The following is a 24,643-nucleotide window of genomic DNA, read 5'->3' on the forward strand; positions in this document are numbered from 1 at the left end:
GCACGGCTTGTCTGGACTCTCTAAATCGAACACAAAAAAGCACGCTGAAGCTGGTTAGACTCTCGCTAAATTCCGGACCTGCCCCATGACGACACCTCCCAATACTTCCGTCACGCCCTACGGCACGCTGCCGCCTTCGTCTACGCCTGCCACGCCGCCTGCGCGCAAGCCGGTCAGCCTGCCGCGTCTGCGTGAAATGCAGGCGCATGGCGAAAAGATCACCATGCTGACCGCCTACGACGCCACCTTTGCCGCCGTGGCCGACGCTGCCGGCGTGGAATGCATCCTGGTGGGCGACTCGCTGGGCATGGTCTGCCAGGGCCTGACCAGCACCGTCGGCGTGACGCTGGAGACCATGCGCCACCACACCGAATGCGTGGCCAACGGCCTGCGCCGTTCGCAGGCCACGGCCTGGCTGATCGGCGATTTGCCGTTTGGCAGTTACCACGAGTCCAAAGAGCAGGCGCTGCGCAGTGCCGCGGTGCTGATGCAGGCCGGTGCCCACATGGTCAAACTTGAAGGCGGCGGCTGGACGGCCGAGACGACGCGCTTCCTGGTCGAGCGCGGCATCCCGGTCTGCGCCCACTTGGGGCTGACACCGCAAACCGTGCACGCGCTGGGCGGCTACCGCGTGCAGGGCAAGGGCGACGAAGCCGCTGCCACGATGACGCGCCACGCGCGCGAGCTGCAGGACGCAGGCGCCGCCATGATGGTGCTGGAGATGGTGCCTGCGGCCCTGTCGGCCACGCTCACACAAGAACTCACCCATTGCGCCACCATCGGCATTGGTGCGGGCAACGGCACTGCCGGCCAGGTGCTGGTGCTGCACGACATGCTGGGCATGAACCTGGGCAAGATGCCGAAGTTTGTGCGCAACTTCATGGAAGGCCCGGACAACAAGACCGCCAGTGTGCGCGGCGCCATGGAAGCCTATGTGCGCGCCGTCAAAGACGGCAGCTTTCCGGTGAATGCCACCCATGCCTGGTAGCCCCACCGCCCCTTTCAGGAGACAAGATGCAGATCGTCCACACCATCCCGGAGCTGCGCGAGGCCCTCAGCCCGTTTAAACGCCCTTCCTTCGTGCCCACCATGGGCAACCTGCACGACGGCCACATCGCCCTCGTCAGGCAGGCCAAGCCGCTGGGCGACGTGAGCGTCTCCAGCATCTTCGTGAACCGCCTGCAGTTCGCGCCGCATGAAGACTTCGACAGCTACCCGCGCACGCTGGACGCCGATGCCGAGCGCCTGAAAGAGGCCGGCTGCAACGTGCTGTTTGCCCCGCTGGAAAAGCACCTTTACCCCGAGCCGCAAAGCTACAAGGTGCATCCGGCCACCGACTTGAGCGACATCCTTGAAGGCCACTTCAGGCCCGGTTTTTTTATCGGTGTGAGCACCGTGGTGCTCAAGCTGTTTTCCTGCGTGTTTGCCGGTATGCCCACGGGCGTGGCGGCTTTCGGCAAGAAGGATTACCAGCAGGTGATGGTGGTGCGCCGCATGGTGCAGCAGTTCGCGTTGCCGATCGAGATCCTGGCCGGTGAAACCCAGCGCGCCGAAGACGGCCTGGCGCTGTCGTCACGCAACGGCTACCTGAACGCCACCCAGCGCGCCGAAGCGGTGGAGCTGTCCAAAGCGATACGCGCATTGGGCGAAGCCGCCCGCGCCAGCGGCACGCCCGACCTGCCAGCCCTGGAAGCGCAGGCCATGCAGGCGCTGGCCCGCCGCGGCTGGAAGCCCGACTACCTGACCGTGCGCCGCCGCGCCGACCTGCTGGCGCCGCAGGGCCCGCTGGCCGATGTGCCGCTGGTGGTGCTGGGCGCGGCCAAGCTGGGCAGCACCCGACTGATTGACAACCTGGAAATCTAGCGGTCCCAGTGTAGGAGCAGAAACTGAATTTGCTCCTTTTTTGATAGCTGCAAGCCAAGATACCGCCTTGGCTAGAGGCCAATTTGATCATCAACCCATGCAAATCACCCCTGTAGACCCGCAATCGGCAGCAGCGCTGATCGCACAGTCAGACGCCTACCATGCGGCGCTCTACCCCGCCGAAAGCAACTACCTCGAAAGCCTCTCGGCGCTCAGCCAGCCCAACGTGCTGTTTGTGGGCGCCCACATCGAAGGCGAACTGGTCGCTTGCGGCGCCGTCAAAACGCTGAACAACGGGCGCTACGGCGAGATCAAACGCCTATTTGTGCTGGAAGCGCATCGCGGCAAAGGCCTTTCCAAAGCCATCATGCAAACGCTGGAGGCGCACCTTCAGGCCACCGGCGTGCGCCTGGCCCGGCTGGAGACGGGCATTCACCAGCCCGAGGCGCTGGGGCTGTATGCGCGACTGGGTTATGTGCTGCGTGAGCCGTTTGGCGCGTATGCGCACGATCCCTTGAGCGTCTTCATGGAGAAACCGCTGGTATGAGTCCTGTCACCATCCGCCTCTCTGCCCTGCCCGACCTGCCGGCCGTGGCCGCGCTGTTTGACGCCTACCGCCAGTTTTACGAACAGCCCGCTGATGCCGCGCTGGCGCTGGACTTCATCGGCAACCGGATGCGAAACCGCGAATCGGTCATCCTGGTGGCCGAGCCGGAAGGCGCGCCCGGTGCCGGCCCGCTCGCCGGCTTCTGTCAGCTGTATCCCGGCTTCTGCTCGGTGATCGCCCAGCCCATCTACACGCTGTATGACCTGTATGTAGCGCCCGCTTCACGCAAGAGCGGCGCCGGCCGCGCGCTGATGCAGGCCGCCCACGTGCACGCAAAACAGCACGGCTTTGCGCGGCTGGACCTCACCACCGCCAGGACCAACCACACCGCGCAGGCGCTGTATGAGTCCCTGGGTTGGGTTCGCGACGACATCTTCCTGGCGTACAACAAGGTGGTTTAGGGCCTGCCCGGGCGGGCCTTGGGGTATAACGCTTTCAGTTGGTTCAGGCATATGCCGCCACCTTTGCAGGAGCTTCACCATGGCCATTCCCCACGCCGCCTCCGGGCAACTCATCGACGTCCAGCCGCTGGCAGGCAAGCTCCTGGAGGCCCGGACCGTCGCGCTGTTCAAAAGCGATGAGCTGGAAGTCATGCGCCTCATCGTGCCGGCAGGCAAGCTGGTGCCCTCGCACCGGGTCAAGGGCGAAATCACCGTGCAATGCCTGGAGGGTGAAGTGGCCTTCACGGCGGAGGGGCAAACCCAGCGCATGAAGGCAGGCCAGCTGCTGTGGCTGGCGGGCGGCGTGGAACACGGCCTGACCGCGGTGCAGGATGCATCGCTGCTGGTGACGCTGCATTTGCGAAAGTAGGGGCGGCCCCTGCTTCGCGGATTAATGATGTTTCAGGGCTTTAGCCCAATAGGGGTAAGCGCAAGCAGCTATTAATTCAATAGCAAAAACGGGAACCCGGAAAAATCAACCGCGCAGTCAGGCCAGTTCGGCAGTCGGATCGCGGCCCATCAGCGCCGCCACAGCCTCAGCCGGCCTGAGCTTGCCGTCCAGCAAGGCCACCACGCTTTGTGCAATCGGCATCTCGATGCCCAAACCGGCCGCGCGCTGCACCACGGTGCGGGCGCAATACACGCCCTCGGCCACATGCCCCAGCGAATCCACGGCCTGTGCCAGCGTCTTGCCCTCGGCCAGCAACAGGCCCACCTTGCGGTTGCGGCTCAGGTCGCCGGTGGCCGTCAATACCAGATCGCCCAGGCCCGACAGGCCGGTGAAGGTTTCGGCCCGGGCGCCCAGCGCCACACCCAGCCGTGTCATTTCGGCCAGGCCGCGGGTGATCAGCGCAGCGCGGGCGTTCAGCCCCAGCTGCAACCCGTCGCAAAGCCCCGTGGCGATCGCCAGCACGTTCTTGACGGCGCCGCCCACCTCCACCCCCACGACATCGTCATTGGCGTAAACGCGCAGGGTGGCGCTGTGAAAGGCGGCTACCAGCGCTTCGCGTACTTCAGGATGTTCACTGGCGGCCACCAGCGCGGTCGGCTGGCCGCGGGCGACTTCGAGGGCGAAGCTGGGCCCGCTGAGCACACCCGCTCTTAAATTGATAGCAGCTTGCGCCCGTATTTCATGGACCATCAGGCCAAATGATGCTGAAGACGGGGCTGAGGCAAGAGGCGCCTCAAAACCTTTGCTCAGCCAGGCCACGGGAACGCTGGCGTGCTGCAGGGACTGCAGCATGCCGCGCGCCGCTGAGACGGGCGTTGCCAGGATGAGGAGGTGCTGCCCTTGAATCGCCTCTGCCAGAGGTACATCGCCGCCTTGCAGCCGCAGGCTGGCAGGCAGGGGAACGCCAGGCAGGTAGCGGGCATTGGTGCGGCTGGCCTGCAAGTCTTTGGCCTGCGCAGCATCGCGCGCCCACAGGGTGACATCGTGCCGGGCCGCGCTGCTCACGGCCACAGCCGTACCCCAGGCGCCGGCACCTATGACCAGAATTTTCATGCGTGGATGGGCGAGAAGACAGACACCGGGCAGCCCCGGCAGCCCATCAAACGATGATCTGGGGAGCGGCCGATTCGGCAGCGGCCTGGGCCTGCTGCTGTTCGTACATGGCCTGGAAGTTGATTTCAGCCATGTGCACAGGCGGGAAGCCGCCGCGCTGGATCACGTCAGCGACATTGCCGCGCAAGTAGGGGTAGACGATTTGCGGGCAGGCAATGCCCAGGATGGCGCCCATCTGGTCTTCGGGCACATTGCGGATTTCAAAGATGCCGGCCTGCTTGGCTTCCACCAGAAACACGGTTTTGTCGCCGATTTTCGTCTGCACGGTGGCCGTCACGGAAACCTCAAAAAGGCCGTCTGCCACGGGGGTGGCGCCCACGCCCAGCTGAATGTCAACCGCAGGCTGCTCCGGGCTCAGCAGGATTTCGGGCGAATTGGGCTGCTCCAGCGACACGTCCTTGAGGTAAACGCGCTGGATCTGGAATACGGGGTCAAGATTGGCTTCAGCCATGGTGCTCTTTCGGGTACGGGGGAAAGTTGGGGTTCAGATGCGCGGCAAGCCGGCGACCAGCGAATGATTATATGGACCCGTGGATGTGGCCCCCACGGTCGCTCACTTCGTGTAGCTCCCTACCCCCCGAGGGGGCCGCCCGCCCTCCGGCCCGGCAAAGCCGGTTCCGGGGCTCATGCTGGCGAAGAGAGATCAGGCGGCGGGATTCAATAGAGGCATCAGGCCGCCGCGGCTGTCGAGGGCCATCAGGTCGTCGCAGCCGCCTACGTGGGTGTCGCCGATAAAAATCTGCGGCACGGTGCGCCGGCCGGTGATGTCCATCATTTTCTGGCGTTCACCGGGCACCATGTCCACACGAATTTCGTCAAGCTCGGTGACGCCGCGCTGCTTCAATATCTGCTTGGCCTGGATGCAATAAGGGCAGGTACCCGTGGTGTAAATTTTGACGGTTTGCATGGTTCCTCCGGAGGAGCTGGTCTACGCGCAGCGCAGGAAAAATGGATAGCCAGGGTGAAAGCCGGGCCAACGCCCGGTCGCCATGGCGTTGCAGCTTTCATGCCTGCCAAAAACCGGATCAGGAAACTGCTCAGAACTGAACTGATCTGATCAGGCCTTCTCAAGTGGCAGGTTAGCCTCTTTCCACGCTTTGAGCCCACCGCCCAGTGATTGGGCCTGCTCGTAGCCGAGCTTTTTGGCGACGGCGACGGCGCGGCCGGCGCGGGCACCCGTGGCGCACACCAAAATCAGCGGCAAAGCCTTGTTTTTGACGGTAGCGGGGAGTTTTCCTTCCAGCTCGCTGAAAGGCACGTTTTTGGCGCCCGTGACATGGCCGGCAGCGAATTCTTCGGCCTCGCTGACGTCCACCACCACCGCTCTTTCGCGGTTGATCAGCTGTACGGCGCCGCTGGCCGTGAGCGCGCCGGCGTTCATGCCGCTGGCAATCATGGGCCAAACCAGCATGCCGCCCGAGGCGACCGCTATCGAAATCAGCATCCAGTTATCGATCAGAAATTTCACGTTGTACCCTTTGTGTGTCTTGGAGCGCTTTTTCAGCGAACCCATGATTTTAGAATAGAGGGAGAAAACGCCCTGCCGGCCGTCCTCCTTATTCCCCTTTTTCCACTCCCCATCCTTCCCATCATGTACAAACTCGTGCTTATCCGCCACGGCGAATCGACCTGGAACCTTGAAAACCGCTTCACCGGCTGGGCCGACGTTGACCTCACCGAAACCGGCATCGAACAGGCCAAAAACGCCGGCAAACTGCTCAAAAGCGAAGGTTATGACTTTGACGTGGCCTATACCAGCGTGCTCAAGCGCGCGACCCGCACGCTCTGGCACACGCTGGACGAAATGGACCGCACCTGGCTGCCCGTGGTGCACAGCTGGCGTCTCAACGAGCGGCATTACGGCGATCTGCAGGGGCTGAACAAAGCCGAAACAGCGAAAAAGTTCGGCGACGAGCAGGTGCTGATCTGGCGCCGCAGCTATGACACGCCGCCCCCGGCGCTTGATGCCTCCGACGAGCGCAGCGAACGGAACGACCCGCGCTACGCGAAGCTGCAGCCCGGCCAGGTGCCGCTGACCGAATGCCTCAAGGACACGGTGGACCGCGTCCTGCCGTTCTGGAATGAGTCCATGGCGCCGGCCATCAAGGCAGGCAAACGCATTGTGGTGGCCGCCCATGGCAATTCCATCCGCGCCCTCGTGAAGTATCTGGACAACATCTCCGACAGCGACATCGTGGGACTCAACATTCCCAACGGCATCCCGCTGGTCTATGAGCTGGACGCCGAACTGCGGCCCTTGCGCCATTACTACCTGGGCGACAGTGAGGCCGCGGCCAAGGCGGCAGCGGCCGTGGGTGCGCAAGGCAAGGTTTGAGGGGCAATTCAATGGCTCCCGGCACTCCCGCGGGAGCCATTCTTGTAAAAGTCCTGTAAAAACTGGCTGTTTTGGCTCTTTTGCGGCGCCAGGCCGCACGAATGGCGGAACTGTGGCGGCCAGCCTTTCTCCAAGGTGTATATTGCTTCACATAGGGGGAGCAGGGGCTCTTCAACAGGTTTACGAAGGTATTTTCTATGGGTCAGAAGCTCAAGATAGCAGGCTGGATTTCAATTGGTGCCGTGGCCGGAGCCCTCACCACCGTGCAGCTGCAAGCCGTGGCCCGTGCCGGTCTGGCACCCCTTCCCCTGGAAGAACTGCAGCAGCTCGCAGCCGTCTTTGGCATGGTCAAGACCGACTATGTCGAACCGGTGGACGAGAAAAAACTCATCACCGACGCCATTTCCGGCATGGTGGCCAGTCTTGATCCTCACTCGGTTTACTTCGACAAGAAGTCGTTCAAGGAATTCCGGGAAGGCACCACAGGCCGTTTTGTCGGTGTCGGCATCGAAATCAGCCAGGAAGACGGCCTTGTCAAGGTGGTGTCTCCCATCGAAGGCTCCCCTGCGGACCGTGCCGGCCTCAAGCCGAACGACCTGATCACACGTATCGATGACACGGCAGTCAAGGGCCTGAGCCTCAACGACGCTGTCAAGAAAATGCGCGGCGAACCCAAGACCAAGGTGCTGCTGACCATCTTCCGCAAGGACGAAAACCGCACCTTCCCGGTCACCATCACGCGCGAAGAAATCCGCACCCAGTCGGTTCGCAGCAAAGTGGTGGAGCCCGGCTACGCGTGGATTCGCCTGAGCCAGTTCCAGGAACGCACGGTCGACGACTTCGTGACCAAGCTTGAGCAGATTTACAAGCAGGAGCCCAACCTCAAAGGCCTGGTGCTGGATCTGCGCAATGACCCGGGCGGCCTGCTGGATGCGGCAGTCGCCGTCTCGTCGGCTTTCCTGCCTGAAAACGTCACCGTGGTGTCCACCAACGGCCAACTGGCCGAAAGCAAATTCACCTACAAGGCTGCGCCCGAGTTTTACCAGCGCCGCAACGGGGCCGACCCGCTCAAGCGCCTGCCGGCTGCCCTCAAGAACGTGCCGCTGGTGGTGCTGGTCAATGAAGGCTCGGCCTCTGCCAGCGAAATCGTCGCGGGTGCCTTGCAGGACCACAAGCGTGCCACCATCATGGGCAACCAGACTTTCGGCAAGGGATCGGTGCAAACCGTCCGCCCCCTGGGGCCGGATACGGGCCTGAAGCTCACCACCGCGCGTTACTTCACGCCCAGCGGGAAATCCATCCAGGCGCGCGGCATCGTGCCCGACGTCATGGTCGATGAAACCGCTGAAGGCAGTCCTTTTGCCGCATTGCGCACCCGTGAAGCCGACCTTGAGAAACACCTCAACAGCGGCCAGGGCGCTGAAGTGAAAGACGCCGGCCGCGAGAAGGCTCGCGAAGAGGCCCTGAAGCGCCTTGAAGAAGAAGCCAAAAAGACACCTGAGCAACGTCGCCCGCCTGAACTGGGCAGCGACAAGGACTTCCAGCTGGCTCAGGCGATCAACAAGCTCAAGGGACGTCCCGTGCTGGTCAGCAAGACCGCCGTGGTCGAACCGAAAAACGAGAAAAAAGACAACTAGGCCGGGATGGGGAGCGGAGCCGGCTTGCGCCGGATCCCGCCCTGCCCCTTCCGGGCCAGCCCGTCCTGCAGCCTGAACGGTTTCCCCTCATGAACGACGAACAGCTGCTTCGTTACTCGCGGCACATCCTGCTCGACGAGATCGGCATCGAAGGCCAGGAAAAAATTCTCCAGTCGCATGTGCTCATCGTCGGTGCGGGCGGGCTGGGCTCGCCCGTCGCGCTTTATCTGGGCAGCGCCGGTGTCGGCCGCATCACCATCGCTGACCATGACCGGGTGGATGCCACCAACCTGCAACGGCAAATCGCCCACAACCTGTCTCGCATCGGGACGTTCAAGGCAGAATCCGTTGCCCAGTCCATCGCGGCCATCAACCCTGACGTCGTGGTCACCCCGGTTACCCGGCGCGCAGAAGGCGCGCTGCTCGATCAGCTGGTCCATGACGCCGATGTTGTGCTGGACTGCACGGACAACTTCTCCACGCGCCATGCCATCAACCGCGCTTGCGTCAAATACCGCAAGCCATTGGTATCGGGTGCAGCCATCCGTTTTGACGGCCAGATCGCCGTCTACGATTCGCGGCGCGAGGATTCGCCGTGCTATGCCTGCGTGTTTCCCGAATCAGACCAGCTGGAGGAAGCCCTTTGCGCGACGATGGGCGTTTTCGCGCCGATGGTCGGCATCATAGGCAGCACGCAGGCGGCCGAAGCCCTGAAGCTGATCTGCGGCATCGGCGGGTCGTTAACCGGACGGCTGTTGATGCTGGACGGCAAACACATGGAATGGAGCGAGATGAAAATGGCGCCCCATGCGGCATGCGCAGTCTGCGGCGGCGGGACCAAAAAAATTCCCTGAAAGAATCCGGCCGAAAGGCCGCGGGGAAACCTTATCTGGTGGCCGATGCCGGCATCCGCGAACCGGCAGCAGACGCTGCGGCCTTTGCAAGAATCGCTGCACAGTTTTCGTCCTGGCCCGGTCCGGTTTCAATGGTAGCGGCCAATGCCAGCAAGGGATTGATCACACCCAGTCCGATAGCAACGGCTGCACGTCCCGCGAGGGCTCCCTTGTCAGGGCCAGCCGATGGAGAGGCGAAGGTACCGCCAATCTTCAGGGGAGACCGCAAGCTCAGTATGCTGCGGTCTTTGGGCGCCGGATCCAGGACAAGGTCCAGCGTCTCATCGGCAAGGCTGATCTTTCCGCGGCCGTTGATGACCGTGTCCGTCGTATCCAGAACAATGGTTTTGGTAGTCATCACGCCTTTGTTCACTTCAAAAGCCGCAGCAGCGCAGCGCAACTGCACATTGCGGTCACCACGAACCAGGAACTTGATCACCTCTCCGCCGTCCAGGCCCATGAACTCAAGCAGGATATTGCTGATCTCACCCTTGCCCATCAACACGGCGACGTCGCCGGATGCGGTTCCCAGCATTTGTGCCAGTGAATTTCCACGCCCTTTCAGGTCCAGCTGGCCGCTGACCTTGCCCAGACTGCTCTTGGTCGTTTCAACGGCAGGAAAGAGCTGGTTGAGCTGCACGGCCCGCAGGTCCAGCCGCGTCGTGAAAACCGCGGGCACAGGGTTGGAGTCGATGCGGATACTCCCTGCCACCGTACCGCCGGCAATGCCCAGCGAGATCGGTTCGAGTTGCAAAACACCGGCTTTAAGCTGAACATGAACGCTGCCCTTGTCGAGCGGCAGTACTTTCACATGCCGTATATCAGCCGCCGAATAAATCACGTCGGCGTTCATCGCCTGCAGCCGCGTCACATCAAGCGCTGCGACAGGCAGAACCTTGCGTGCAGCGGGCACCGTTTTTCTGCCCGGCGCCGCCGCCACCGAATCGCTGTCAGTCCTGGCGACGGGTGTGTCGGCACTGGCAGGCGTGGCCTTCCCTGATGGGGCCAGACCGATCACGGGCGCGAGGTCGGCAAAATCAAGCAGCCTTGACTGGACCTTGCCGGTCAGAAGCGGCACGGCGGCGGACTGGTCAAAACTGAGCGCCCCATTGATATCCGAACTTCCCAGAACGCCCTGCATTTGGGTGGCGGCCCACACTTTGCCATGCCTGGCCAGTTTGCCCCGGACTTTGTAGGGCGGTGTTGAAGGCAGCACAACGCCCACGAGCTTGTAGAGTTCTTCCAGGTTGCGTCCCTGCAGGTCGAAGGTCGCGTCGATGCCGGCCAGCTCCGCGAGATTGGAGACCGAGCCTTTGGCCTTGAGGCTGGTCTTGCCGGCTACGGCGTTCACTTCTACCTGAAACGGCGCTTCGAGGTCTTTACTCAGCTGGAGTACGCCGCTGGTGCGGCCAGTCGCATTGAAGGACTCGTTTTTCCATTTGCCGGTGGCCTTGTAGCTCAGGGGCAACTGCTCATTTGCTTCTTGTGCCAGTGAGAACTGAACATGGATATTGGCGCCTTGCGCTGCAGCCTGGTAGTCAACCGTGCCGCGGTCGATGACCAGCGCGTCGATCCGTGGAACGGATCCTTCGTCCGACGTATCCCGTGACAAGGCCCAGGTCCGGCGGCCATCGGGCTCTATTTGAAGCCCAATCTGCGGCTCGGTCAGCACAATCCGGGGCAACTCTACCCGGCCAAAGAGAAGCGGCAACAACCGGATATCAAATTCTGCGGCAGTTGCCGTCACCAGATAGGGTTTGCTGGCCCATTCGGGGTTCGCGATTTCCACCCCATCGGCCTTGACCGTAGCAGTGCGTCCGAGCTGCACCGACAGGTGCCGGGTAATTTCAAATCGCCTTCCGAGTTGCTCGGATACATGACGATTGATCGGGCCACGAAGCATGTCCCAGGGGAAAAACACCGCAACCAGCACCAGACCCGCCGCCAATACGGCAATGCCGATGAGTGTTCTACGCAGAAGAGGCGATGAGGACAAGACGTTGTTCATGTGCTGGGGAGGAATCGTTCAAACCATTGCAAGGGCAGTCTGTAATGGCCAACAATGCGCGGCTGCCCACAATGTCCATCACCCTTACAAGCGCGTTGAACTACAGTGAATCCAATGTGCGTCAGCTCACCCCACAGGGCAGTCGGCAAGCGCCATAAGACGCTGTGGGCATGTGCCTACAGTTTTTTCGAGCGAGTCGTAGGAAACCTCCTACAGGCACTGCCCTTGGTCACTGGCAGAATGGGCCACAATAAAAAGATACATTAGGAAACAAGGACACCGCGTTCTTGAGCCTTTTGTAATATTTCCGAGAAGCACGTAGCCTTCCCACCTGGACCCGAGCAGTGAGACTGAAAACGTACATCGTAGAAGACAATCCCACCATTCGAGAGAATCTGATCGGGACGCTTGAGGAATTGGCAGGCATTGACGCGGTAGGCACCGCCGAAACTGAAAACGAAGGCAAGGCCTGGCTGGTCGAGAACAGCGGCGATTGGGATTTGGCGATTGTTGACCTGTTTCTGAAACAGGGAAGCGGTTTGGGTGTGCTGGCTGCCTGCCGCGATCGCCCCTCCACGCAAAAAGTCGTGGTCCTCAGCAATTACGCCACTGCAGACATCCGCCAGAGATGTGCCCAGCTCGGTGTTGATGCCGTTTTTGACAAGTCCAACGAAATCGATGCCCTGGTGGACTATTGCATCCAGCAGAGCACCATTTCAGATTGAACTCAATCAATCAGCTTGTTCTTGAGCGCGTAGTAGGTCAGGTCGCTGTTGGAGGACAGGCTCATTTTTTCCATGACACGCGTCCTGTAGGTACTCACGGTTTTCACGCTCAGCGAAAGCGCCTTGGCAATGTCGCCAGCGGTTTCACCCTTGGCCAGCTTGAGAAAAACCTGGAACTCCCGCTCGGACAATTGTTCGTGAGAGGCCACGTCGTTGGGCCGGTTCAGCTGCTGCGCAAGGAGCTCTGCCACCGCCGGGGTTATGTAGCGTTTTCCAAGAGAAATCACGCGGATCGCATCCACAATCTCGGATGGATCGCATTCCTTGTTCAGGTAGCCGCTGGCGCCCTGGCGAATCAGGTTGACCGCATAGTGCTCTTCAGGATAGCCGCTCAGAATGAGGATGCCGACATCAGGCGCTTTGGCGCGAATCATGGCCAGCGCATCGATGCCGCTTTGCCCAGGCATGGACAAGTCCATGACCAGAATATCCAGCTCAACGTTACGCACCAGATCAATTGCCTCGCGGCCACTGCCGGCTTCTCCCACGACACGCAGGTCCACCTGGTCGGAAAAAAACTGTTTGAGTCCAGAACGCACAATGGCATGGTCGTCCACAATTCCAATTTTGATCATGTCGCTGTCTTTCTATAAGGTCTGCGCAAGCGGGCAACGCAATGAAAAAGATGGCCTGCAGGACATCCGCATTGATTTTCAGTGTTCATTATTGACGAAATTCTCACCGAATGACTGAACGGAGTTTGCCGTGAAACGATTTGCGATCCCAAAAATGGCCATCAGCCTGCCCCTGGCGGTGCTGGCTGCCGCCATTCTTATCTTCATAAACGAGGCAAGCTTCCAGAAATCCACGGAGGCGGCGGCCAGTATTGAGGAGGCCCAGCAAACCCGCGGCGCCATCAACCGGTTGATGCAGCACATGCTGGACGCGGAAACCGGGCAGCGTGGCTACCTGCTGACCGGCGACGTTCGATATCTCGAGCCCTACAACTCCGCCCTGGCCGATATCGACCAGAACCTGGATGCCTTGCGCCGGCTGTTCACCCCTTACCAGGATCAACTTGCAGAGTTCGGCGTCATGTCCAGGCATGTTTCGCGCAAGCTGGCCGAAATGGACCTGAGCGTGCGCATGCGCAAGGAAGGCAACGAGGACGCCTGGAAATTTGTCCTGACCACGGACGTCGGGAAGGAGCATATGGAGGCGATTCGCGCGCAGTCCGCGAAACTGGCCTCCAACAGCGTCAGCAAAATGGAACAGGGGCAGGTTCAGATCAAAAAGGCGCTGGAGCTCTCCCGCATCGGCATTGCGGCAATGGCTTTGGCGGGCCTGCTGGCTTTTTACATGTACCTCCTTCAGACCAAGGCGCTGCTTGCTTCCGGCCGGCGCGAGCAGGAATCCCTGCAACGCGAGCGCGACTTCCTCGAAATACAGGTACGTGAAAGAACCGCCAACCTGGCCGAGCTGGCTACCCATCTGCAAAATGTGCGCGAGGACGAACGGGGCCACCTGGCGCGCGAACTGCATGACGAACTGGGCGCACTTTTGACCGCCGCGAAACTGGATGTGGCCCGATTGAAATCCCGCCTGGCAGGCAATCTGCCGGAAGCGGCTGAGCGGCTCACGCACCTGACCAACACGCTTAACAGCGGCATTGCGCTGAAACGCCGCATTGTGGAAGACCTGCGGCCGTCCTCACTGTCGCACCTCGGCCTGGTCGCCTCTCTCGAGATCCTCGCACGCGAGTTTGAAGAACGCTCCGGACTCTCCATCACCACCGATCTGGAGCCTGTGGAACTCGGCGGCTCAGCGCAGCTGACCATCTACCGGCTGGTGCAGGAGTCACTGACAAACATCGGCAAATACGCAGAAGCCAGGCAAGCCGAGATCAGCCTTCACAACTTCGACAGCTACATCACGGTAGAAGTCAAAGACAACGGTAAAGGCTTCAAGCTTGAGAGCGTGGGCCCGGGAAGCCATGGCCTTGCCGGCATGCGCCATCGCGTCGAAGCCGCAGGCGGACGGCTGACGGTGTCCAGCACCGAAGGCGATGGCACGCGCATTTCAGCAGTGCTGCCCAAAACACTGTGACCGGTCTCTGAACGCGGCGCGGGGCAGGTCACCTGCTGCTGCGCCCTGCCCGCCAAAGTGCTCAACATCTCTCAGCTTTTCGAGGCATGCACTGCGCTGCCAGCGTAACAAAATGTCGGCCACCTCCTACAGGGCATGGCCGCTCGAACTGACAGGGGCACACGCTGACAGCCGATGAAGAAAACTGAAGGCACTCATTAACCTTGCTGAAGGCGTTTCAAAAGAAGCACCACCCCCTTTTAGCCAAGCAAGGAGCCCGAGATGCTGCACTACTCCGTCGTTTTCCTGATCATCGCGCTGATCGCTGCCGTGTTCGGTTTTGGTGGCATCGCCGCAGGTGCCGTCGAGATCGCCAAGATCCTCTTTTTCATCTTCGCCGTCATGGCCATCGTGAGCTTTGTCATCAGCTTGCTCCGAAAGAATTGATCCAGCCATTCCGAGAGTGCCGAACGCTTTTTATGAGCGAGCGGCGCGCGCTCTCCTTGCATCTCCGTCGTCATTCACTCAACTCACCAAGGACCTGACATGAACACCCAAACCGCCACCAAGACCGCCCGCCAAAGCTCGGATGAGTTGCTGCAGAACGCAGAAAAAGCAGTTGACTCCACCCGCAGCTATGCCAACGAGGCATTCGACAAGGCAGAAACCAAAGTGCGCGAACTGCGCGGCAGTGTGGATCCCGTCGTGGACATGTTGGCATCCAAGGCCCAGCACCTTGCCCGTCAGAGCCTCGATATCGCCTCTGAAGCCAAGCATCGCGCGCAGCAGTCGCTGTCCAATGCCGCAGGTGCAACCACCCGTTATGTTGCCGAGCAACCCCTGCGTTCGGTGCTGATTGCCGCCGCCGTCGGTGCCGGCATTGCGCTGCTGGTGTCGTCTGCACGCCATCGCAACCAAAACCGTTACTGATCGCCAGGCTCGCGCCCGCCCCTTTCCCGGTACGACCACAGCACGCAGATTCGCCCCACCAATGCTTCACCCCCTGTTCTCCACCATCGTGCAGCGGCCTGACCTCGTCATGGACCATGTCTCTGCTTACGCGGCGCTCTTTCATGAAGAGGCTTCCGATGCGGGTGCCGAGCTGGTTGCACGGGCTGTGGCGTGGGTGATTGCGGTACTGGCGGCCGCGGTATTTTTGGGACTCGCAGGAACGGCCGTCATGCTGGGGGCGCTTCAAAACCAGTTTCACTGGGCACTGGTGGTGGTTCCGGGCATTGCACTGGCCATCGCCATCGGGGCCGCATTGCGCGCGAGAAAACCTTTCGCGAATGAACGCTTTCCCGAGTTGAAAGCCCAGATTGACAGCGACGCGCGCGCATTGCGCATGGCCGCCTGAACCGATGTCCACCCTCACCGCCCCAACGCCGCAGGAAAGGCTGGCCAGCAGCCGCAAGGCCATTGTCCGGCACATGAGCCGGGAAAAGCTGGACCATGAAGAAAACCCGGGCAATGCAGAGACCGGCCCGGAGAATGATCCGGCGCACTTTCTCGACCGCGGAACCTGGGGCGTTCTCAAACATGCCTTGGGGAGCTGGTGGCGACATCACCCCGTGAGCGTGGCAGTTGACATTGCCCGGCCGATGATTGACAGGTACGCCGAAGAAAAGCCGTTGCAGCTATTGGGTATTGCAGCCGCAGCAGGCGCTGCAGCGGTCGTACTGAGGCCCTGGCGCCTGGTATCACTTGGCGGCTTGCTGCTGGCCGCCCTCAAGACGTCCGAACTCCCGGGCACCTTGCTGTCCATGCTGTCTGGCGCGCCGCACAAGCCTGAAAAAACACCCTACACACGATGAACACCTCCACGCTTTCCCGCACCGCCCCCGACGAGCTGGTGCTCGATGAAACAGGGCTGAACGCAGCCCGGAACAGCCTCAACGACGGCGCAATCACGCCGGCCTACGGGCCGCACCGCGACGCGATCGTCAAGCTGCTGAATGACGCACTGGCAACAGAACTGGTTTGCGTATTGCGTTACAAGCGGCACTACTTCATGGCCAGCGGTGTGTCGTCGCCGCCCATTGCCGACGAGTTCCTGGTCCACGCCAATGAAGAATCCGGACATGCGGACCGCATTGCCCGGCGCATTGTGCAGCTGGGCGGCGAGCCGGACTTTTCGCCGGCCACGCTGCTGCAGCGCAGCCATGCGGATTACGACGAATCCGGTGACCTCAAAACCATGGTGCGAGTCAACCTGATCGCCGAACGCATCGCGGTTGAAACCTATCGCCAGATGATTGCGCTGATCGGTGACAAGGACCCCACGACACGTCGCCTGCTCGAAGATGTTCTTGCCGATGAGGAAGAGCATGCCGACGAGCTCAAGGACTGGCTGGAGAAATAACGATTACCGCAGGTCGGCCGGCGTGGTGCCGCCAGTCGACAGGCCTTTTTAACCATGCACCAGACGATTAAACCAACTTAGAGGAAAACAATATGAAATACGCTCGCGCAATTGCATTCGCCGCACTGGCAGGCATCACCATCATCGGCAGCGGCTGCGCCGTTGGGCGTGGACAGGAGACTGCTGGCGCCTATGTTGATGACGCTGCCATCACCACGTCCGTCAAGGCCAAGTTCATCGAGGACAAAACCGTTGCAGCGTCCTCCATCAAGGTGGAAACGCTCAATGGCACGGTTCAGCTGTCCGGCTTTGCCAAGTCCAGCGCTGAAAAAGCCCAGGCCGAAAACATTGCCCGCAATGTGAAGAACGTCAAGGGTGTGCGCAACGACATCGTCGTTCGTCCTTGAGCGTAAGCGGCTGAACAGGCCGGGCCACCGCTCAGGTGGCTAAAAAAAGCAGGCTACAGATAATCTGTGCCTGCTTTTTTCGTTGTGACCGGGCGGCGATGCGGCCACCGCAGCGCCTGGATCCTGCAGTTTTTGCAGACCCCCAGGCCCGGGTCTTTTCAGTGGCAACTTCCATGCTGCTTGCGGAACAGCGCCGGATACACAGGCGGCGCGCCTTTTGTCGATGCAAACAGTCCCAGCTTTGCGGCCTGGGCACGTTTTTCCGCCCGGGCATAGGGACCTGCATTGCCGCGGCTGCGGTAGGACCAGGCCATACCGTTTGCGACCATCCATTTGCCGGCATCTTCCCCGCTGAACACCACCCTGGCCAGGAGGCGGCCGTAGTCGTCGTGGTATTGGCCATGCACCGCCACACGCTTGCCCAGAAGCCGGCGCATCAGCGCATCGCGCGCGAGGGCTCCGCCCGGCTGGCAGATTTCCGGCGCGTCAATACCCTGAATGCGAATGCTGACCGGTTTACCCCCTGCCGCCGGGCGCACCCGGACGGTGTCGCCATCAACCACATAGGTGACGATTCCGGACCAGGCCGCGACGGGAGGCGAGGCCGTGCGCGCCGACACGCCCCCATGCATGAGCGCCACAAGAAAGAACACGCCCACAGCCTTGACTACGGAAATTTTCGTCACATTAGTTTGCTACCAAATTGATAGCTGCTTGCGCCCTCCAGTATTGACCTGGAGGCAGAAATCTTGATGAACATTGAAGATCCGGCTGCTTCGTTTCCGTGCTGTCGTCGCCAGCGCGCATTAAAGCCATCAAGGCCGGGATGTGCGCAGAGACCGGAGGAGCATGAGTTTTCAGAGAACAAAAGAGAAGCGGGGAAGCCCTGAATATACTGTACGAATAAACAGCCTCGTTCCCGCCCTGATCACGCTGTAACGATCCATCCTTCCAACGTGTCCATTTCCACCGGCAAGCCGTAGCGGGGAGCGCCCTGCTGCGCCGCCCAGGCCGCCTGCATCAGGCACAGCACGGCGTCCAGGCTGTCGCCGCTGGCGTCGTCGGCGAGCAGGTCGCGTTGCGCGTGGCTGACCTTGAGGCGCAGCCCCAGACGCGTTTGGCCGTTCTCCAGCGCGGTGATCAGGTCTTTGCGTGCGATCAGCCGCTCGGGCGTCTGCCTGGCTTTGTCGTCGCTTTTGTAAGAACGGCTGCCCAGCACCTCGCGCGCGAGCAGGCCCGGGTAAGCTTCGAGCGCCACACGTTGGGTGTCGCCGTCATGCAGGCCGGGCAGGTGCACGCCCGCCGCGAGCAAGCGCGGCACACCGGCGTGCAGCATGTAGGCCACGGGTGGGTTGACCCATTTCATCGAGGGGCTGGAGCCGGCCGGGCCGTCGGCGGCACGATGGGCAAACTTGCCGCCCACTGGCCGCGCGTTGCAGAAGGCGGCAAAGGTGCTCCGGATGTCTTCGCGGCTCAGGGCCGCATAGTGGCGCATGCAGGCTTCCCACTGCAGCGGCCAGCCCAGATGCGCCACCAGTTCACGCGGCAGGCCAAACGGAAAATCAAACGCACCCAGCCAGGGCTGGGGCTGTTGCAGCCAGCGCCCAAACGCCGCCAGGGACTCCAGTCGCTCTATTTTTGATAGCACGCAGCGCCCATGAGACATGGAACCAAAGGCTAAAACAATGGGTTTTTTCTTGGTCGGGCTGCTGGAGAAATCGCAGCCAAGCAGCAAGGGCACTGTCATCGCGGCCTCAATCACGGTCTCAACCCAGCGCCAGCGCCATCACACCCGCCGCAATGCAGGCGGCGCCGATCAGGCGTAAGGCACGGTCGCCCTCGCCCAGCAGGTGGCCGCCTATCAGCGCGGCAAACAACATGGACACCTCGCGCGCAGGCGCCACATGCGACAGCGGCGCGGTCTGCATGGCGTACAGCACCAGCACATAAGACACGGGGCTGACGACGCCGACAAACACCGCGTACTTCCATTGCTGCTTCCACAACACCCTGGCCGCAGCGGGGTCGCGCAGCAAAGCGGGCGCCAGCACCAGCATGCGCAGCAGGCAGCCCATGTAATCCACCAGGATCGGCGACATCAGCAGGATCTTGACCGCATAGCCATCGACGACGGTGTAGCTGGCGATAAAGGCGCCGCTCAACAAGCCATAGACCATGCCCTTGCGCACCCGCTGGCGCTGCGCCGGGTCGTGCGAGGCGCGCCACAAGCCCGGCCCGCCGGCGACCAGAAACACGCCGCCCACGACACCCGCGATACCGGCCAGACCCAGCGCGGAAATCTGCTCGCCCAGCAGCAAGATGGCGGCCAGCGACGACAGCAGCGGCCCCGAGCCCCGCGCCAGCGGATAGACCACGGTGAGGTCCGCCTTGCGGTAGCCGCGCAACAGGACAATGTAATAGATGGTGTGCAGCAAGGCACTGGCACACAGCAGCAGCCATTGCGCCCAACCCCAGCGCGGCAGCTCGGCAATACCGAACCAGATGCCCAGCGGCGCCCACGCCACCAGCAGCACCAGACCGGTAAAAGCGGCAAAGCGGGCATCACCGCCGGCCTTCTTGGCGGCGATGTTCCAGCTGGCGTGAATCAGTCCGGCGAGGAGTACGAGGGCCAGGGCGCCTGGAGACACGCGTCAGGCCTGGCGGTACGCAGGCCTCAAACCCGGCCGCAGATGGAGGCGGTGGCCATCAGGTCTTCGAGCAGCGCGAACGACACCTTGCCGGAGACCGAATACGGGTCGAGTTCGGCTTTTTCGGAGTATTTGAGCAGGATGGAATGGTTGAGCTTGGACAGGTTGACCTGGCCCATGGTCCAGCCGCCAAAACGGCGCTCGGAGATTTCCTCGAAGTGCAGGAGGATCACGTCCTTGTGGCGGGCATCTTGCTGGATGTGGCCGAACAGTTCGCTGACCGCCATGCGGCCGCCTTCGATGGCCTGCAAAAAGATGCCGCCGCCGTAGCAGAGAATGCCGGTGATGCCGGACGAGGGGTTGTGCTGGCGCGATTGCGAGAGGATGCCTTCGATGGCTTCGGGGCTCGTATCGACCGCGCGGCTTGCATAAAGTAAACGGACGAGCATGGTTAGCCTTTCTGCGGGATCAAAGCGAGGAATTCACGGCGCAAGGTCGAGTCTTTCAGGAACACACCGCGCATCACCGAGTTGATCATCTTGCTGTCCATGTCTTTCACGCCGCGCCAGGCCATGCAGTAGTGGCTCGCCTCCATCACGATGGCCAGGCCGTCGGGCTGGGTTTTTTCCATGATGAGGTCGGCCAGCTGGACCACCGCCTCTTCCTGGATCTGCGGGCGGCCCATAACCCATTCGGCCAGGCGCGCGTATTTGGAGAGGCCGATCACATTGGTGTGCTCATTGGGCAGCACGCCGATCCAGATCTTGCCGATCACCGGGCAGAAATGGTGGGAGCAGGCGCTGCGCACGGTGATGGGGCCGACGATCATCAGCTCGTTGAGGTGCTCGGCGTTGGGAAACTCGGTGATGGTGGGCGCATGCACGTAGCGGCCCTTGAACACCTCGTTGAGGTACATCTTGGCCACGCGGCGCGCAGTGTTGTTGGTGTTGTGGTCGCCGTCAGTGTCGATCACCAGGCTGTCGAGCACGCCCTGCATCTTGCCGGTCACTTCGTCCAGCAGCTTTTCGAGTTCGCCCGGTTCAATGAACTTGGCGATGTTGTCGTTGGCGTGAAAGCGCTTGCGGGCCTGGGCCAGGCGTTCGCGGATCTTGACGGAGACGGGCGTGCCCTCGTCGGTCGCGTCCTGGGGGGGCGTATCGGATTTCATAAGCATGCCAGATATTACCAGCCTGCCCCTAAACCGTATTGTCCGGAATTTGATAAGGTTTTTGGCCTCCAGCCCTTTCCTCGTGAGCGCAAGCAGCTATCAAATTCATAGCTAACGGCATGACGGCCGGGCTGGCACAAGACGCATCAATAACGCTGGCCTGCCACCAGCAGCGCCAGCCGCACCAGGGCATAGGCTATCCAGCCTCGCAGCCGCTGGCCAAAGGGGCGATGGCTGTGGTCGGCCGGCTCCATGCGCCGCCCCTGTTTCGCCATGGCCTCGCGCACAATACCCGCCAGGCTTTCGGCAAAGGCCTTGTCCTCGACCACCACATTGGCCTCGCGGGCCAGCAGCAGGCTCAGGGGATCCAGGTTGGACGAACCCACGGTGGCCCAATGCCCGTCCACCACGGCCACCTTGGCATGCAGGAAACCGGCCTCGTATTCATGGATTTCCACGCCGGCTTCCAGCAGGGCACCGTAGACGGGCCGGGCCGCATGGTATTGCATGAAGTACTCGTAGCGCCCCTGCAGCAGCAAGGTGACACGCACGCCGCGTTTGGCCGCCCCGATGAGGGCGCGCCGCAGCTTGCCGCCCGGCAGAAAATAGGCGTTGGCAATGATGATCTCCCGGTGCGCCTTGCCGATGGCCCTGCGGTAGGCGCGCTCGATGCTGCTGCGATTACGCAGGTTGTCGCGCAGGATCAGCGCTGCCTTGGGGCCGGCAACGCCAGACCCGTTACCCGCCGCGAGCGATGTGGTGCCGGTACGCCCGCCATAGCCCGCTGCCCTGAAGTTCTCCCATGCGGCGGCCATGTGACGCTGCCGCGCACTGTAGCCAGCCTGCACACGCCACCACAGCAGCGCCATGGCATCAGCGGCCTCCTCTGCCAGCGGCCCGGTGGCAGCCACCGCGAAATCGACGCGCGGAGTCTGGAGCTCCCCGTGGTTGGGATCGTAGAAATCATCGAGCACATTGATGCCGCCGCAAAACACCGTGTGCTGGTCGACCACGCAGAGCTTGCGGTGCAGCCGGCGCCAGCGCTCCGGCAGGAGCAGACCCAGGCGGCTCAGGCCCGTCCCCAGGGGCGAGTACACGCACCAGTCGACTTTCGACGCCGCGAATTTTTCGCGCCACTCGGCCGGAAGGGGGCCGGTACCTATGCCGTCGACCAGCACCTGCACCGTTACGCCGCGCCGGGCCGCGCGAACCAGTGCTTCGGCGACATCCGCACCAGCACCGTTGAAATCAAAAATATAGGTTTCCAGCTGGATCCAGGTCTGCGCCGCGTCCAGGGCCTTGACGAGTGCGGGGAAAAAATCCCGGCCGCCCTGCAACAACTGCAACGCACCGGACTTGTGGAGTGGAAACATGGCCAGCGGCTTTTTCCCTGGAAGTGTGGAGAGTTGGCGGGAAGGTCCATTCCATTTGAACCGACTGGCCGATGTTTGCCAATCCAGTGAAACGCCAAACTCACAAAGTGTTGCGCCTGCGCGCTGCGCGGCTCAAGCCATGAATTTCGGCAGGAGGAGCACCGCTTCCGCATTCGAAGGGGAAAAACACAGGTCGGCAGCGGCGTAGTGCGGCAGCCATTGCGAGGCAGTGTGCTCCCTGGGGCTGAGCCTTACATCGCAGGCCTGGGGCAAGCACAGGCTGAAGACATGTTCGGTGTTGTGGGTGATGCCGGGCGCATACCTGGCGCGCCAGACTGGATAAATCTCGTAGACGTTGGACAGGCCCCAGTCGCGAAACTGGCCGGGCGCGGCTGCGATGCCGGTCTCTTCCAGCACCTCGCGCACCGCGGTCTGCAGCAAGGGCTCGCCCGCCATATCTTTGGCGCCTGTGATGCTCTGCCAGAAGCCCGGGTTGTCGGCGCGCTCGATCAGCAGCACGTCCAGCTGCGGTGTGTGAATGACGACCAGCACGGATTCGGGGATCTTGAAGGCTTTCAAGGTATCCCCTCGTCACTCAGATGCGTGCGCTTGCTTGTGAGCGACAGGCTTTTCCGCCGGGCCGCCCCAAGGAAAAGAGCGCCCCCTCGGGGGGCAGGAAGCTACGCGCAGCGAGCGACCGTGGGGGCCACATTAAACTGGCTGTGGGTTGCGCAGGCGAATATGCAGTTCGCGCAGTTGTTTCTCGTCGACGGGGCTGGGCGCGTGCGTGAGCAGATCCTGCGCGCGCTGGGTTTTGGGAAATGCGATCACGTCGCGGATCGAGTCGGCGCCCGTCATCATGGTGACGATGCGATCCAGGCCGAAGGCCAGGCCGCCGTGGGGCGGTGCGCCGTACTGCAATGCGTCCAGCAGGAAGCCGAACTTCTGCTGCGCTTCCTCCGGGCCGATCTTCAGGGCATTGAACACCTTGCTCTGCACGTCCGCCTGGTGGATACGGACCGAACCGCCGCCCAACTCCCAGCCATTGAGCACCATGTCATACGCTTTGGCAATACAGCGGCCCGGGTCGGTATCCATCCAGTCTTCGTGTCCGTCCTTGGGTGCGGTGAACGGGTGGTGCACCGCGCTCCAGCGCTGGCCTTCCTCGTCAAATTCGAACATCGGAAAATCAACCACCCACAGCGGCTTCCAGCCTTTGGTGAAGAGGCCGGTTTTCTTGCCGAACTCACTGTGACCGACTTTGAGGCGCAACGCGCCAATGCTGTCGTTGACGACTTTGGCCTTGTCGGCGCCGAAGAAAAGGATGTCGCCATTCTGGGCCCCGGTGCGCTTGAGAATTTCCGCAATCGCCGCGTCATGGATGTTCTTGACGATGGGGCTTTGCAGGCCGTCACGGCCCTTGGTGATGTCATTGACCTTGATCCAGGCCAGGCCCTTGGCACCGTAGATCTTGACGAACTCGGTGTAGCCGTCGATCTCGCCGCGGCTCATTTCGGACCCGCCGGGAACGCGCAGGGCAACCACACGGCCGCCGGCAGTGGTGGCAGGCGTGCTGAAAACCTTGAAGTCCACCGTCGCCATGACTTCGGTGAGTTCCGTGAACTCCAGGTTCACGCGCAAATCAGGTTTGTCGGAACCGAAGCGGTGCATGGCTTCGCTGTAGGCCATCACCGGGAATTCGCCCAAGTCGGTGTTGAGCACGGTCTTGAAAATGTTGCTGATCATGCCCTGAAACAGGTCACGGATGTCCTGCTCGCCCATGAAGGACGTCTCGATATCGATCTGCGTGAATTCGGGCTGGCGGTCGGCACGCAGGTCTTCGTCACGGAAGCACTTGGTGATCTGGTAGTAGCGGTCAAAGCCCGCCACCATGAGCAGCTGCTTGAACAGCTGCGGGCTTTGCGGCAGCGCGAAGAACATGCCTTCGTTGACACGGCTGGGCACCAGGTAATCGCGCGCGCCTTCAGGCGTGCTCTTGGTCAGCATCGGGGTTTCGATGTCGATGAAGCCGTTGGCATCAAGGAACTTGCGCGTTTCCATGGCCACGCGGTAGCGCAGCATCAGGTTGTTCTGCATGTAGGGGCGGCGCAAATCCAGCACACGGTGCGTGAGGCGCGTCGTCTCCGACAGGTTGTCGTCGTCAAGCTGGAACGGCGGCGTCACGCTCGGGTTCAGCACGATCAGTTCGTGGCACAGCACCTCGACCTTGCCGCTTTTGAGGTTGTCGTTGGTCGTGCCTTCAGGGCGGGCCCGCACCACGCCTTTGACCTGCACGCAGAATTCGTTGCGCACGCCTTCAGCAGTTTTAAACATGTCGGCGCGGTCCGGGTCGCAGACCACCTGGACATAGCCTTCGCGGTCGCGCAGGTCGATGAAAATCACCCCGCCATGGTCGCGGCGGCGATTGACCCAGCCGCACAGGCTCACGGTTTGGCCCAGCAAGGCCTCGGTCACCAGACCGCAATAGTTCGAACGCATTTGGGAAACGATAGCCATAAAAAATCTCG

30 protein-coding genes are annotated in these 24,643 nt (G+C 61.7%); 16 read left to right on the forward strand and 14 right to left on the reverse strand.

Going from position 1 to position 24,643, the window contains the following annotated elements:
- Nucleotides 1–85: 85 nt before the first annotated feature.
- The 5 genes from panB to AC1D13_RS17500 all read left to right on the forward strand — a co-directional run bounded on the left by panB (nucleotide 86) and on the right by AC1D13_RS17500 (nucleotide 3,280).
- Nucleotides 86–988 (forward strand): 3-methyl-2-oxobutanoate hydroxymethyltransferase, encoded by a 903-nt coding sequence (panB, locus tag AC1D13_RS17480; protein ID WP_457279625.1) that lies wholly within the window; start codon nucleotides 86–88, stop codon nucleotides 986–988.
- 26 nt (nucleotides 989–1,014) lie between these two features.
- Nucleotides 1,015–1,863, forward strand: coding sequence for a pantoate--beta-alanine ligase (panC, locus tag AC1D13_RS17485; RefSeq protein WP_457279626.1), 849 nt, complete (start codon nucleotides 1,015–1,017; stop codon nucleotides 1,861–1,863).
- A 97-nt stretch (nucleotides 1,864–1,960) separates the two neighbouring features.
- Nucleotides 1,961–2,410 (forward strand): GNAT family N-acetyltransferase, encoded by a 450-nt coding sequence (locus AC1D13_RS17490; protein WP_477690009.1) that lies wholly within the window; start codon nucleotides 1,961–1,963, stop codon nucleotides 2,408–2,410.
- A complete protein-coding gene (locus tag AC1D13_RS17495) occupies nucleotides 2,407–2,871 on the forward strand; it encodes an N-acetyltransferase family protein (RefSeq protein ID WP_477690010.1) in 465 nt (154 codons plus the stop codon). The genes AC1D13_RS17490 and AC1D13_RS17495 overlap by 4 nt, the downstream gene beginning before the upstream one ends.
- Nucleotides 2,872–2,950: 79 nt before the next feature.
- Nucleotides 2,951–3,280 (forward strand): cupin domain-containing protein, encoded by a 330-nt coding sequence (locus AC1D13_RS17500; protein ID WP_457279628.1) that lies wholly within the window; start codon nucleotides 2,951–2,953, stop codon nucleotides 3,278–3,280.
- 117 nt (nucleotides 3,281–3,397) lie between these two features.
- On the opposite strand, the gene AC1D13_RS17505 is transcribed toward AC1D13_RS17500, so the two are convergent.
- The 4 genes from AC1D13_RS17505 to AC1D13_RS17520 all read right to left on the reverse strand — a co-directional run bounded on the left by AC1D13_RS17505 (nucleotide 3,398) and on the right by AC1D13_RS17520 (nucleotide 5,942).
- A complete protein-coding gene (locus AC1D13_RS17505; RefSeq protein ID WP_457279629.1) occupies nucleotides 3,398–4,414 on the reverse strand; it encodes an NAD(P)H-dependent glycerol-3-phosphate dehydrogenase in 1,017 nt (338 codons plus the stop codon).
- A gap of 46 nt (nucleotides 4,415–4,460) precedes the next feature.
- On the reverse strand, nucleotides 4,461–4,925 hold the full coding sequence (gene secB / locus AC1D13_RS17510) for a protein-export chaperone SecB (RefSeq protein WP_457279630.1): 465 nt from the start codon (nucleotides 4,923–4,925) through the stop codon (nucleotides 4,461–4,463).
- A 192-nt stretch (nucleotides 4,926–5,117) separates the two neighbouring features.
- On the reverse strand, nucleotides 5,118–5,381 hold the full coding sequence (gene grxC / locus AC1D13_RS17515) for a glutaredoxin 3 (protein ID WP_457279631.1): 264 nt from the start codon (nucleotides 5,379–5,381) through the stop codon (nucleotides 5,118–5,120).
- A 150-nt stretch (nucleotides 5,382–5,531) separates the two neighbouring features.
- On the reverse strand, nucleotides 5,532–5,942 hold the full coding sequence (locus AC1D13_RS17520; RefSeq protein WP_477690011.1) for a rhodanese-like domain-containing protein: 411 nt from the start codon (nucleotides 5,940–5,942) through the stop codon (nucleotides 5,532–5,534).
- 123 nt (nucleotides 5,943–6,065) lie between these two features.
- On the opposite strand from AC1D13_RS17520, the gene gpmA reads away from it, so the two are divergent.
- From gpmA to AC1D13_RS17535, 3 genes are all read left to right on the forward strand, one after another.
- Nucleotides 6,066–6,809: a 2,3-diphosphoglycerate-dependent phosphoglycerate mutase gene (gene gpmA / locus AC1D13_RS17525; protein ID WP_477690012.1), complete on the forward strand. Its 744-nt coding sequence runs from the start codon at nucleotides 6,066–6,068 to the stop codon at nucleotides 6,807–6,809.
- 197 nt (nucleotides 6,810–7,006) lie between these two features.
- The gene (locus AC1D13_RS17530) at nucleotides 7,007–8,446 is read left to right on the forward strand and encodes a S41 family peptidase (protein ID WP_457279634.1); all 1,440 of its coding nucleotides are present in this window, start codon (nucleotides 7,007–7,009) and stop codon (nucleotides 8,444–8,446) included.
- A gap of 89 nt (nucleotides 8,447–8,535) precedes the next feature.
- Entirely contained in the window at nucleotides 8,536–9,300 is a 765-nt protein-coding gene (locus tag AC1D13_RS17535; protein WP_477690013.1) for a HesA/MoeB/ThiF family protein, read from the forward strand.
- Nucleotides 9,301–9,331: 31 nt separating this feature from the next.
- On the opposite strand, the gene AC1D13_RS17540 is transcribed toward AC1D13_RS17535, so the two are convergent.
- Nucleotides 9,332–11,347, reverse strand: coding sequence for an AsmA family protein (locus AC1D13_RS17540; protein WP_477690014.1), 2,016 nt, complete (start codon nucleotides 11,345–11,347; stop codon nucleotides 9,332–9,334).
- Between the two features lie 344 nt (nucleotides 11,348–11,691).
- Here AC1D13_RS17540 and AC1D13_RS17545 point away from each other — a divergent pair, with 344 nt between their 5' ends.
- A complete protein-coding gene (locus AC1D13_RS17545) occupies nucleotides 11,692–12,072 on the forward strand; it encodes a response regulator (RefSeq protein WP_457279637.1) in 381 nt (126 codons plus the stop codon).
- Between the two features lie 2 nt (nucleotides 12,073–12,074).
- Here AC1D13_RS17545 and AC1D13_RS17550 read toward each other — a convergent pair whose 3' ends face one another.
- The gene (locus AC1D13_RS17550) at nucleotides 12,075–12,707 is read right to left on the reverse strand and encodes a response regulator (RefSeq protein WP_007867910.1); all 633 of its coding nucleotides are present in this window, start codon (nucleotides 12,705–12,707) and stop codon (nucleotides 12,075–12,077) included.
- A 130-nt stretch (nucleotides 12,708–12,837) separates the two neighbouring features.
- Between AC1D13_RS17550 and AC1D13_RS17555 the strand changes: the two genes are divergently transcribed.
- From AC1D13_RS17555 to AC1D13_RS17585, 7 genes are all read left to right on the forward strand, one after another.
- Nucleotides 12,838–14,178 carry a sensor histidine kinase gene (locus tag AC1D13_RS17555; RefSeq protein WP_457279638.1) on the forward strand — a complete coding sequence of 447 codons (1,341 nt, stop codon included), beginning with the start codon at nucleotides 12,838–12,840 and terminating at the stop codon, nucleotides 14,176–14,178.
- 261 nt (nucleotides 14,179–14,439) lie between these two features.
- Nucleotides 14,440–14,604, forward strand: a complete 165-nt coding sequence (locus AC1D13_RS17560) for a DUF1328 domain-containing protein (RefSeq protein ID WP_457279639.1) — start codon at nucleotides 14,440–14,442, stop codon at nucleotides 14,602–14,604.
- Between the two features lie 99 nt (nucleotides 14,605–14,703).
- Complete coding sequence (locus tag AC1D13_RS17565) at nucleotides 14,704–15,087, forward strand: glycine zipper domain-containing protein (RefSeq protein WP_457279640.1); 384 nt, start codon at nucleotides 14,704–14,706, stop codon at nucleotides 15,085–15,087.
- A 61-nt stretch (nucleotides 15,088–15,148) separates the two neighbouring features.
- Nucleotides 15,149–15,514, forward strand: coding sequence for a hypothetical protein (locus tag AC1D13_RS17570; RefSeq protein ID WP_477648497.1), 366 nt, complete (start codon nucleotides 15,149–15,151; stop codon nucleotides 15,512–15,514).
- 4 nt (nucleotides 15,515–15,518) lie between these two features.
- The gene (locus AC1D13_RS17575; RefSeq protein ID WP_457279642.1) at nucleotides 15,519–15,971 is read left to right on the forward strand and encodes a hypothetical protein; all 453 of its coding nucleotides are present in this window, start codon (nucleotides 15,519–15,521) and stop codon (nucleotides 15,969–15,971) included.
- A complete protein-coding gene (locus AC1D13_RS17580) occupies nucleotides 15,968–16,519 on the forward strand; it encodes a ferritin-like domain-containing protein (protein WP_477690015.1) in 552 nt (183 codons plus the stop codon). Before AC1D13_RS17575 ends, AC1D13_RS17580 begins: the two co-directional genes overlap by 4 nt.
- 92 nt (nucleotides 16,520–16,611) lie before the next feature.
- Nucleotides 16,612–16,926 carry a BON domain-containing protein gene (locus tag AC1D13_RS17585; RefSeq protein ID WP_457279644.1) on the forward strand — a complete coding sequence of 105 codons (315 nt, stop codon included), beginning with the start codon at nucleotides 16,612–16,614 and terminating at the stop codon, nucleotides 16,924–16,926.
- Between the two features lie 158 nt (nucleotides 16,927–17,084).
- Here AC1D13_RS17585 and AC1D13_RS17590 read toward each other — a convergent pair whose 3' ends face one another.
- The 8 genes from AC1D13_RS17590 to aspS form a co-directional block, all read right to left on the reverse strand.
- On the reverse strand, nucleotides 17,085–17,612 hold the full coding sequence (locus AC1D13_RS17590) for a thermonuclease family protein (RefSeq protein WP_477690016.1): 528 nt from the start codon (nucleotides 17,610–17,612) through the stop codon (nucleotides 17,085–17,087).
- Between the two features lie 242 nt (nucleotides 17,613–17,854).
- The gene (locus AC1D13_RS17595; protein ID WP_457279646.1) at nucleotides 17,855–18,673 is read right to left on the reverse strand and encodes a DUF429 domain-containing protein; all 819 of its coding nucleotides are present in this window, start codon (nucleotides 18,671–18,673) and stop codon (nucleotides 17,855–17,857) included.
- A 19-nt stretch (nucleotides 18,674–18,692) separates the two neighbouring features.
- Nucleotides 18,693–19,574: an EamA family transporter gene (locus AC1D13_RS17600; protein WP_477690017.1), complete on the reverse strand. Its 882-nt coding sequence runs from the start codon at nucleotides 19,572–19,574 to the stop codon at nucleotides 18,693–18,695.
- Between the two features lie 26 nt (nucleotides 19,575–19,600).
- Complete coding sequence (locus tag AC1D13_RS17605; protein WP_348045618.1) at nucleotides 19,601–20,023, reverse strand: BLUF domain-containing protein; 423 nt, start codon at nucleotides 20,021–20,023, stop codon at nucleotides 19,601–19,603.
- Nucleotides 20,024–20,025: 2 nt separating this feature from the next.
- A complete protein-coding gene (folE, locus tag AC1D13_RS17610; protein WP_457279649.1) occupies nucleotides 20,026–20,748 on the reverse strand; it encodes a GTP cyclohydrolase I in 723 nt (240 codons plus the stop codon).
- Nucleotides 20,749–20,888: 140 nt separating this feature from the next.
- Entirely contained in the window at nucleotides 20,889–22,115 is a 1,227-nt protein-coding gene (gene clsB, locus AC1D13_RS17615) for a cardiolipin synthase ClsB (protein ID WP_477666079.1), read from the reverse strand.
- Between the two features lie 132 nt (nucleotides 22,116–22,247).
- Nucleotides 22,248–22,694, reverse strand: coding sequence for a dihydroneopterin triphosphate diphosphatase (gene nudB, locus AC1D13_RS17620; RefSeq protein ID WP_477690018.1), 447 nt, complete (start codon nucleotides 22,692–22,694; stop codon nucleotides 22,248–22,250).
- Nucleotides 22,695–22,826: 132 nt separating this feature from the next.
- Nucleotides 22,827–24,632, reverse strand: a complete 1,806-nt coding sequence (gene aspS, locus AC1D13_RS17625) for an aspartate--tRNA ligase (protein ID WP_457279652.1) — start codon at nucleotides 24,630–24,632, stop codon at nucleotides 22,827–22,829.
- Nucleotides 24,633–24,643 lie beyond the last annotated feature (11 nt).

Source organism: Polaromonas sp. P1_E12 (assembly GCF_056405975.1).